Annotated in this window: 9 protein-coding genes; 4 read left to right on the forward strand and 5 right to left on the reverse strand. The window is 71.0% G+C overall.

The annotated features are described in order from the left end of the window. From ACTIR_RS0104870 to ACTIR_RS0104885, 4 genes are all read right to left on the reverse strand, one after another. Nucleotides 1-1,235: glycoside hydrolase family 13 protein (locus ACTIR_RS0104870; protein ID WP_026453436.1), on the reverse strand; the 1,235-nt coding region annotated here is incomplete at its 3' end. 11 nt (nucleotides 1,236-1,246) lie between these two features. Then, a complete protein-coding gene (locus tag ACTIR_RS0104875; protein ID WP_026453437.1) occupies nucleotides 1,247-2,119 on the reverse strand; it encodes a sugar ABC transporter permease in 873 nt (290 codons plus the stop codon). Then, nucleotides 2,116-3,108: a carbohydrate ABC transporter permease gene (locus ACTIR_RS0104880; RefSeq protein WP_026453438.1), complete on the reverse strand. Its 993-nt coding sequence runs from the start codon at nucleotides 3,106-3,108 to the stop codon at nucleotides 2,116-2,118. The genes ACTIR_RS0104875 and ACTIR_RS0104880 overlap by 4 nt, the downstream gene beginning before the upstream one ends. Beyond that, a complete protein-coding gene (locus tag ACTIR_RS0104885; protein ID WP_026453439.1) occupies nucleotides 3,105-4,418 on the reverse strand; it encodes an extracellular solute-binding protein in 1,314 nt (437 codons plus the stop codon). The genes ACTIR_RS0104880 and ACTIR_RS0104885 overlap by 4 nt, the downstream gene beginning before the upstream one ends. 306 nt (nucleotides 4,419-4,724) lie before the next feature. Here ACTIR_RS0104885 and ACTIR_RS0104890 point away from each other — a divergent pair, with 306 nt between their 5' ends. Both ACTIR_RS0104890 and ACTIR_RS25210 read left to right on the forward strand, forming a co-directional pair. Further along, nucleotides 4,725-5,216, forward strand: a complete 492-nt coding sequence (locus ACTIR_RS0104890; RefSeq protein ID WP_026453440.1) for a peptidase associated/transthyretin-like domain-containing protein — start codon at nucleotides 4,725-4,727, stop codon at nucleotides 5,214-5,216. Nucleotides 5,217-5,788: 572 nt separating this feature from the next. Further along, nucleotides 5,789-6,178, forward strand: a complete 390-nt coding sequence (locus ACTIR_RS25210; RefSeq protein WP_233345824.1) for a hypothetical protein — start codon at nucleotides 5,789-5,791, stop codon at nucleotides 6,176-6,178. 150 nt (nucleotides 6,179-6,328) lie between these two features. Here the strand turns inward: ACTIR_RS25210 and ACTIR_RS21775 are convergent, their stop codons facing one another. Continuing rightward, nucleotides 6,329-7,723 carry a DHA2 family efflux MFS transporter permease subunit gene (locus tag ACTIR_RS21775; RefSeq protein ID WP_084789321.1) on the reverse strand — a complete coding sequence of 465 codons (1,395 nt, stop codon included), beginning with the start codon at nucleotides 7,721-7,723 and terminating at the stop codon, nucleotides 6,329-6,331. Between the two features lie 29 nt (nucleotides 7,724-7,752). Here ACTIR_RS21775 and ACTIR_RS21780 point away from each other — a divergent pair, with 29 nt between their 5' ends. Beyond that, nucleotides 7,753-8,250: a MarR family winged helix-turn-helix transcriptional regulator gene (locus ACTIR_RS21780; protein ID WP_052583722.1), complete on the forward strand. Its 498-nt coding sequence runs from the start codon at nucleotides 7,753-7,755 to the stop codon at nucleotides 8,248-8,250. Further along, on the forward strand, nucleotides 8,243-8,916 hold a 674-nt coding region (locus tag ACTIR_RS21785; RefSeq protein WP_034238414.1), incomplete at its 3' end, for an alcohol dehydrogenase catalytic domain-containing protein. The genes ACTIR_RS21780 and ACTIR_RS21785, both read left to right, overlap by 8 nt.

Genomic DNA, 8,916 nt, shown 5'->3' on the forward strand with positions numbered 1-8,916 from the left:
AGCCAGGCCGGGCCGCCGAAGCCGAACGGCGGGGCCGTCCCGGACCAGGGCAGCGGCACCCGGCAGCCGTCCCGGCCCCGGTCGGTGTGCCCGGAGCGCTCCCACACCGGGTCGGTGAGCACCTCGTCGGGCAGGTCGGTCACCTCCGGCAGGCCCAGTTCCTCCCCCTGGTACACGTACACCGACCCGGGCAGCGCGAACGTCAGCAGCGCCGCCGCCCGGGCCCGGGCGAGCCCGAGCTCGCCCCCGCCGTACCGGGTGACGTGCCGCTGGACGTCGTGGTTGGACAGCACCCACGTCGTCGGTGCGTCCACATCGGCGACCGCGGCCAGCGACGCGTCGACGACCTCCCGGAAGGCCGCCGCCGACCAGTCCGTCTCCACGTAGTGGAAGTTGAACGCCTGGTGCAGCTCGTCGGCGCGCAGGTACCGGGCCAGCCGGTCGGCGCTGGGCACCCAGGCCTCGGCGACGGCGATCCGCTCCCCGGGGTAGGAGTCGAGGATCTTGCGCCACTCCCGGTAGATGTCGTGCACCCCGTCCTGGTCGAAGAACGGCAGCTCGCGCGTGGTGAGCAGGCCCGCCTGGTCGGTGCGGCCCACGTCCGGCAGCCCGTCCGCCTTGACCAGGCCGTGCGCGACGTCGATGCGGAACCCGTCCACCCCCCGGTCGAGCCAGAACCGCAGGATGTCCTCGAACTCGGCGTGCACGTCGGGGTGCTGCCAGTTCAGGTCCGGCTGGGCCGGGTCGAACAGGTGCAGGTACCACTGCCCGTCCGACACCTGCGTCCACGCCGGTCCGCCGAACATCGACTCCCAGTCGTTCGGGGGCCCGCCGTCGCGCCCCTCGCGGAACACGTAACGCTGCCGCGCGGCCGAGCCGGGCTCCGCGGCCAGCGCCTCGACGAACCACGGGTGCCGCGACGACGTGTGGTTCGGCACCACGTCCACGATCACCCGCAGCCCCCGCCCGTGCGCCTCGGCGATCAGTGCCTCGGCGTCGGCGAGGTCGCCGAACAGCGGGTCCACCGCGCGGTAGTCGGCGACGTCGTAGCCGCCGTCGGCCATCGGGGAGGAGTAGAACGGCGTCAGCCACAGCGCGTCCACCCCGAGGTCGGCCAGGTGGTCCAGCCGGTTCCGCACACCACCGAGGTCGCCGACCCCGTCGCCGTCCGAGTCGGCGAAGCTGCGCACGTAGATCTGGTAGATCGCCGCCGTGCGCCACCAGTCGTTGCCCATGGAATCCCCTTTCAGCTCTTGACCCCGCCCGCCGTCAGGCCGGCGACGAGATGACGTTGGACGAGGAAGAACACGATCGCCGACGGCAGCAGCACCAGCACCGAGGCCGCGGTGAGCAGTCCCCACTCGGCCTTGAAGTCGCTGACGAAGGTCGCCATCCCGATGGGGAGCGTGTAGCGGTCCTCGCTCTGCATGAACACGCTCGCGAACGCGACCTCGCCCCAGGCCGTGACGAACGAGTAGAACACCGTCACCGCGATGCCCGGCCGGGACAGCGGCACGATCAGCCGCCAGAACGTGCCGAACGGGCTCAGCCCGTCCACCCGGCCGGACTCGTCGATCGCGACCGGGATGGTGTCGAAGTAGCCCTTCAGCATCCACGCGCAGTACGGCACCGAGACGGTGCAGCCCGCGAGCACCAGCCCGGTGTAGGAGTTGAGCAGCCCCAGGCCGGACAGCACGTTGTAGAGCGGGACGATCAGCACCGCCGCCGGGAACATCTGGGTGATCAGGAAGCTCCACATCAGCGGGCGCTGGCCCGGGAACCGCAACCGGGAGGCGGCGTAGCCCGCGGTGGCCGAGATGAGCACGGCCACCACCGTGGTCGCCGCCGCCACGATCAGCGAGTTGGCGAACCAGACGCCGAACCGGGTTTCGGTGAGCACCTGCGCGTAGTTGTCCAGCCCGAGCGGGCCGAGCTCGCCGGGCCGGGTCCAGGTGCCGCGGTCGGTCTTCAGGGAGGTCAGGGCCACCCAGGCCACCGGGAAGACCGCGATGACGCTCGCCACGACCAGCGTCGTGTGCAGTGCCGTGGAGGACCCTCTGCCGCGGGTGTGCCGTCCCCGTGTCGGGGTACGGCGGGTCAGCGTGTCGGGAGTGCTCATGTGCCCACCCCACTCGTCTGCCGTTCCAGCCAGCGGCGGTAGAAGAACGCGAACACGACCAGCATCGAGGCGATGATCGCGCCGTACGTCGCCGCGCCGGCGTAGTCGCGGATACCCTGGAACGCCCGGTCGTAGGCCTCCGTGACCAGGATGTTCGTGGCTCCGCCCGGGCCGCCGCCGGTGAGCATCGCGATCACCGGGAACTGGTTGAACGTCCAGATCGTGCCGAGCAGGATCACCGTGCCGGACACCGGCCGCAGCCCCGGCAGGGTGACGGCGCGGAAGCGCTGCCACGGTGAGGCGCCGTCCACCTCGGCCGCCTCGTAGAGGTCGTGCGGCACGGTCTGCAACCCGCCGAGCAGGGCGACCATCATGAACGGCACCCCGAGCCAGACGTTGACCAGGATGACCGAGACCTTCGCCGCGAACGGCTGTCCCAGCCAGTCCACCCCGGGGATGCCCACCGTGGTCAGCACGGCGTTGAGCACCCCGCCGGAGTCGTTGAGGATCAGCCGCCAGCCGAACGCCGCCACGAACGGCGGCACCGCCCACGGCAGGATCAGCAGCATCCGGTACAGGCCGCGCCCGCGCAGCGCACGGTTGAGCAGCATCGCCAGCCCGAGGCCGATCGAGTAGTGCAGCACCACGCAGGTGACCGTCCACACGAGAGTCCACACCAGTCTCGGGTAGAAGGTGCCCTCGGCGCCGGAGAGGATGTCGACGTAGTTGTCCAGCCCGACGAACTCGTACGTCGCCGGAATCTCGTTGGCCCCGATGGTGCGGGCACTGTTCATCTCGTTGGCGTTGGTCAGGGACAGGTGGACGCCCTGCGCCAACGGGTAGAGCACCAGCACGGCCAGCACGGCGACCACCGGGGCCACCATCGCCCAGGCGTACCAGTGCCGGGTGAACAGCCGGCGTCCCCGCCGCCGGGGCGGCGCCGGTGCCGGCGCCGCCCCGGTCGGGGGACTGGTGACCGTCGAGGTCATGAGTCGAAGCCCGGAACCGCGCCGGCCGCCTCCCGCTGTGCCTCGGCGAGCCCGTCGGAGATGGAGGCGTCGCCGCCGAGGATCCGCTCGTAGTACGGCGTGAACAGGTCGTAGAGGTCACCGGCGCCCGGCGCGGGCGGCCGCGGCACGGCCTGCTCGACCGGATCGGCGAAGGCGGAGATCACCTCGTTGCCGGCCACCTCGGGCCGCTCGTAGACCGACTTGCGGGTCGGCAGCGTGTTGTTCTGCTCGGCGACGTACGCCTGGCTCTCGGCGGAGTTGAGGTACTCGACGAACAGCAGCGACGCGGCCAGGTCCGGCGTGCCGGCGTAGATCGTGAGGTTGTGCCCGCCGACCGGGCCGCCCTGCCCCTCGGGACCGGCGGGCACCGGGGCGACGCCGAGGTTGTCGGCGTCGGAGAAGGCGTCGCCGGACAGCACGTCGGACACCGACCAGGGGCCGTTCAGGATCATGCTGACCGACCCGTCCTTGAAGCCGTTCTGCATGTTCGTGTACTTGTTCGCACTGGTGTCGGTGGTGCCGACGCCGTCGACGGTGAGGCCCTGCGCGGTCTCGACCGCGGCGGTCACCTCGGGACTGTCGATGGTGATCTTCTCGGCGTCCATGTCCACGTAGTCGCCGCCCTGCCCGTAGACGAACGGCAGCAGGAAGTACGAGTCCGCGTTGACGAAGAACCCGGTCGTGCCGTCGATCTCGGATTCCAGCTTCTCCGCGGTCGCGCGCAGTTCGCTCCAGGTCTGCGGTGGCTTCTCGATGCCCGCGCGCTCGAAGTGTTCCTTGTTGTAGAGCAACCCGAGCGTGTCGGTGACCTCCGGGACGCCGTACGTCTGTCCCTCGTAGACGTTGCTTTCCTTCGGCACCGCGAGGTAATCCTCGGAACCGGACAGTGCCGGGGTGTCGTCCAGCGGCTGCAGGTAGCCGAGCGCGGCGAAGGTGGGGGTCCAGCCCACGTCGGCCCGCATCACGTCGGGTGCGCCGTCCCCGCTCTGCGCCGCGGTCTTGAACTTGTCGTCGGCGCCGTCGAACGGGACGTTGACGTACTCGACGTCGATGTTCGGGTACTCGTCCTCGAACCGGGACACCAGTTCCTGGAACGCGGGAGCCTCGTTGGTCGCGTCCGAGGTGTCCCACCAGGTGACCGTGCCGGACACGGACTGCGGGTCCTGCCGGGCCTGCTCGACCGCCTCGGCCACCCGCGCCTCGGCGTCGCTCGCGCCTCCGCCACCGCACGCGGTGGCGACGAGGGTGGTGGCCGCGGCCAGTGCCGCGATTCTGCTGGTCCGTTTCATGCGCTCTCCTCGCTGAGACCGGGATCGGCAGCGAACCGTAGCCAGCCGGGCGGGGAGCGTGCAAGAGTTTGCAGCAACTTTCAGGAAGTTGCTCGTGGGGCTCGCGGTCGGGATGTTCCGATACGGCTCGGGCGGGAGCAACGATCGTTGGTTGAGTCGCGCAGGGGGCCGTCCGTAGCGTCGGGTTCTGTTACTGACAGCGACTGGGGGCCGGGTGCTGCGACGGGTGGCGCGCCTGCCCGGAGAGGGAAACCCATCCACGCGAAACGAACACGATCCCGTCTCGCCTGCGGCGCGGTCACGGTGATGACACTGGGCCTGCTTCCGACCGCTGCCTGCTCCGAGGAGCCGTCGCCGGAGTCGGCCGGGCTCACCGACGCCCGCGACCTGAACACCCCGGTGGTGACCGCGGGCACGGTCACCCGGTCCGACGGCGACACCCCGGCCGCGGATGCCACCGTGGAGCTGCTGGCCTACCCCGACAGCGAGAAGATGGCCGCTCTGGAGGAGGGAGACACCTTCGACCTCACCCCGGTCGGCCGCACCACCACCGACGCGGACGGCACCTACGAGATGCGCGTCGATCCGGACATCGACCTGTCCCGGTTCGCCCGGGACGGGCGGACGATGGATGTCAGCCTCAGGGCCACGACCGCCGAGGGGACGGCCGTGGAGGAGGCCAGTCTGTCCCCGGACGAGGCCACGGGCGGTGCGGGAGCCGAAGCGGCTCTGGCCGGAGAGGACCGCAAGTCGAGCCTGCCGGCGAACGCCGACCTGGAGCTGACCCCGATGAGTTAGCGGGAGTCGTTGCAGACCGAGGAGCACGCAGCCGCCCCCCGGGCCGCCACCTCCGGCGACTACACCGTCCAGTACAGCCAGGATTTCGGGACACAGTGGACCAATGTGGGCGCCATCTTCGTCAAGACCACCAGTGTGTGGGCAATACTCATCCACCGCGTCAACGCCGACGCCGGCCTCGGGGTCGCGGTCGACTCGGGATACGAGTCGCACCGTCGACCGATACCCGAGCAGCGAGATCCAGTTTCCCCGGCAGGGGCGTTACAACGGGTTCAACCTGTCGACCCGCACCGGCTTTTCCCAGTCAGCCGCTCACGAGTTCGAGTTCATGTCGGGCGGGCGCGCAGTGTGCGGGACACCGGCTGACTCTTCTTACCCCAATGATCCCCGTGTCCTCGTCGTGCAGGATCACTAGCGTGGGAATCGTTCGCGCAGCGCTGGCGCTGGTGGCGGTGTTGGCCGTCACCAGCGCCTGCTCCGAGTGGGTGCACACGGACGGGCCTCTGGCTGTCGGTGGGGACTCGCTCGACGAACCCGGTGCGAAGGGGTGTTCTCCCCAGGAAGGAGGGAGAATGACCACGACCGCCAACAACGGCCCTATCAGTAATGAGGGGGACGCGCCTCTCACGATCACTGATGTTTCCACGGTCGGATCGCGGGGAATGAGCATTCTTGAAGCTGTTCTCGTGCCGAGAAACGGTCCACCCAACGGGGCGGAGTATCCGCCGGAACCGGACGTGGCCAGACCGACCTGGGGGCAGCGTGTGCCCGCTGAAGGGGCGACAATTGAGCCGGGGGAGACGTGGTGGTTCGTCATCGGACTGCGGGCCGAGACTCGCCGTGCGGAAGTCGAACGGTTCCGGGTGGACTACCGGGATCCGGATGGCACCCCATACCGTGCCCGTACCGGAATGTCATGGTTTCACCTTCCGGACTGCCACGATCCCTGGCCCGACACATGAACGGAACGGCCGGTGGTGCGGCGTATCCGCCGGAGTCGGAGGTGAGTGCCGGGCCGACGTGGGAGCAACGGAGTCCGGCCCGAGGGTGCGGTCATCGAGCCGGGGGGCTGTGATGCCCTCCCGCGGGCGAAGGACCGGGTCGCACGCGGATCAGTCGTCGGTCCGTCGGGGCGGCACGAGCGCCGCGGGCAGCAGTGCGAGCACGGACAGCGCCACGGTCAAGGCGAAGGCGGTGCCGTACGCCCCGGCGGCCGAGGCACCGTTGGCGACGTCGTGTTGCGCGACCGTCAGCAGTGCCGTGGTCCCGAACGCCCCACCCACCCGCTGTACGACGCTGAGGGCGGTGGTGCCGTGCGGGATGAGTCCGGGTGGCAGGCGGCGGTAGGCGGCGGCCGTGACGGGCACGGTCGCCAGGCCCAGACCCAACCCGCGGACGAGCAGCGCCACGACGAGGAGTCCGGGGCCCGCCTCCGGCGTCACGGCGAACGGCACCGTGCCCACGGCGGCGACGACCGTCCCGGTGAGCAGCAGCGGACGAGGGCCCATGCGGTCGGTCAGACGGCCCGCGACCGGCAGGGCGACCATCGTGCCCACCGCGAGCGGAGCCAGCGCGAGCCCCGTCTCCAGTCCCGAGGCACCCCGGACCTGTTGGAGGAACAGCGGTAGCAACACCATCGGACCGAAGATCGACGCCCCGGCCAGGGCCATGAGCGTGGAGGCCGCCGCGAATCCCCGGTCGCGGAAGAGGTCGAGGTTCACCAGCGGATTCCGGCGCCGTGCGGCGTGCACCGGATAGGCGATCAGGAGACACCCGCCGACCACCGCCGCCACCCAGGCGGCGACGATGCCGTGCCCGGCCGGGTCGGCCAGGCCGGAGCCGCCGTACAGCAGCAGCGCCAAGCCGGGGCTGAGCAGGAGCAGCCCACGGACGTCGAGCGGCACGGGCGCGGACGGCGACGAACCGGCGTCCGGGATCCGGTTCCAGGACAGCACGAGCCCGGCCACCCCGATCGGCACACTCACCCAGAAGACCCACCGCCATCCCGGTCCGTCGACCAGCAACCCGCCGAGTACCGGGCCGAGCAGCGGCGCCAGCTGCCCCGGCACGGCGACGAGGGCCATGATCCGCCCGAGCCGGTCGGGACCCGCCGCGGTCGCGAGGATGGTCTGCAGCGCGGGCAGGATCAGTCCGCCACCGAGGCCCTGCGCGACCCGGAAGACGACCAGGCTCGGGACGGACCAGGCGGTGCCGCACAGCACCGAGGACACCACGAACAGGGCCAGACCGGCCCGCCATACCGCGCGCACACCGAGCCGGTGCACCAGCCACGCCATCGTCGGCACGACCGCGGCCAGCGCGAGCAGATACCCGCTCGCCACCCAGTGCATCCGCGCGGCCCGGGCTCCGAAATCGTCGGCGACGGCGTCGAGGGACACCCCGACGATCGTGGTGTTCAGCAACGACGCGAACCCGCCCACCATGAGCACCGAGGCGAGGCGCATCAAACCCGGATCGAGCGGACGGGACGCCGGAACTGTTGGCATGCCAACAGTGTGCCAGGTAGTCTGTTGGCATGCCAACAGAGATGCGACCGGAACTCGGTGTCCACGTGCCGGAGGGGCCACTCAGCTCTCTGCTGCTTCAGGTCGTCCGCGCGCACGCGGCGTTGGCGGGTGCGCTGCTCGACGAGCTCGGGCTGGTGGCGCCGCAGGAGGTGGTGTTGCTCCACCTCGACGACCACGGTGCGGTGCCGCAGCCGGACCTCGTCCGCTTCCTCAATCGGGACCGTTCCACGGTCACCGCGACGCTGCAGGCGCTGGAGCGGGCGGGGCTCGTCGTGCGGGTGTCGTCGACCGTCGACCGGCGCTCCCGGGAGGTGCGCCTGACGGAGGCGGGCCGACGACTCTGTCCCCGTATCCGGAGGGCGTGGGCGGAACTGGAGCGACAAACCTTCGGCGCACTGTCCGAAGAGGATCGGGCAGCCACGGCAGCGACGTTGCGCCGGGTCCGGGACGCCGCACGGGCGCGGCTGGACGAAGGACACACCGGAACGGAGGACGGACATGGGTGAGGCGGTCGGTTTTCACGCCTACGGCGGGCCGGACGTGCTGCGGTTGCTCCACATCGACGTCGGCGCACCCGCGGCGGGCCAGGTGCGGGTGCGGGTGCGAGCGGCCGGGGTGAACCCGGTCGACTGCAAGCTTCGGCGCGGAGACTTCGCCGAGGGCGGGGACACCTTCCCGCAGCGCCTGGGCAACGAGTTCGCGGGCACGGTGGAGCAGGTGGGGCCCGGCGTCACCGGGCTCGCACCGGGCGACGACGTTCTCGGCTTCACGGTGCTGCAGGCGTACGCCACGGCGATCGTCGTCGACGCCGCACAGGTGGTCGCGAAACCGGAGCCGCTGTCGTGGCCGGTGGCGGGGAGCCTGTCGGCGGTGGGGCAGGCGGCGCACGGCGCGGTCCGGGAGCTTGGGATCGCCCACGGGAACACGGTGTTGGTCCACGGTGCCGGGGGCGGTGTCGGTACGGTCGCCGTGCAACTGGCCCGTCGTGCGGGAGCGACCGTGGTCGGCACCGCCCATCCCGACGATGCCGACCACGTGCGGGCTCTGGGCGCCGTTCCGGTGGCTTACGGGGACGGAATCGTCGACCGGGTGCGGGCGGCCGCGCCGCGCGGGGTGGACGCCGCCCTCGACACGGCCGGGGGCGAGGCGGTCGCCGTGTCGGTGGCACTGGC

Source organism: Saccharomonospora iraqiensis subsp. iraqiensis, from assembly GCF_000430445.1.
Lineage (GTDB): Bacteria > Actinomycetota > Actinomycetes > Mycobacteriales > Pseudonocardiaceae > Saccharomonospora > Saccharomonospora iraqiensis.

Bases quoted from the DNA above. Each gene is read 5' to 3' on its own strand.
- ACTIR_RS0104875 (WP_026453437.1), bottom strand. From the start codon at position 2,119: ATGAGCACTCCCGACACGCTGACCCGCCGTACCCCGACACGGGGACGG.
- ACTIR_RS0104880 (WP_026453438.1), bottom strand. From the start codon at position 3,108: ATGACCTCGACGGTCACCAGTCCCCCGACCGGGGCGGCGCCGGCACCG.
- ACTIR_RS0104885 (WP_026453439.1), bottom strand. From the start codon at position 4,418: ATGAAACGGACCAGCAGAATCGCGGCACTGGCCGCGGCCACCACCCTC.
- ACTIR_RS0104890 (WP_026453440.1), top strand. From the start codon at position 4,725: ATGACACTGGGCCTGCTTCCGACCGCTGCCTGCTCCGAGGAGCCGTCG.
- ACTIR_RS25210 (WP_233345824.1), top strand. From the start codon at position 5,789: ATGACCACGACCGCCAACAACGGCCCTATCAGTAATGAGGGGGACGCG.
- ACTIR_RS21775 (WP_084789321.1), bottom strand. From the start codon at position 7,723: ATGCCAACAGTTCCGGCGTCCCGTCCGCTCGATCCGGGTTTGATGCGC.
- ACTIR_RS21780 (WP_052583722.1), top strand. From the start codon at position 7,753: ATGCCAACAGAGATGCGACCGGAACTCGGTGTCCACGTGCCGGAGGGG.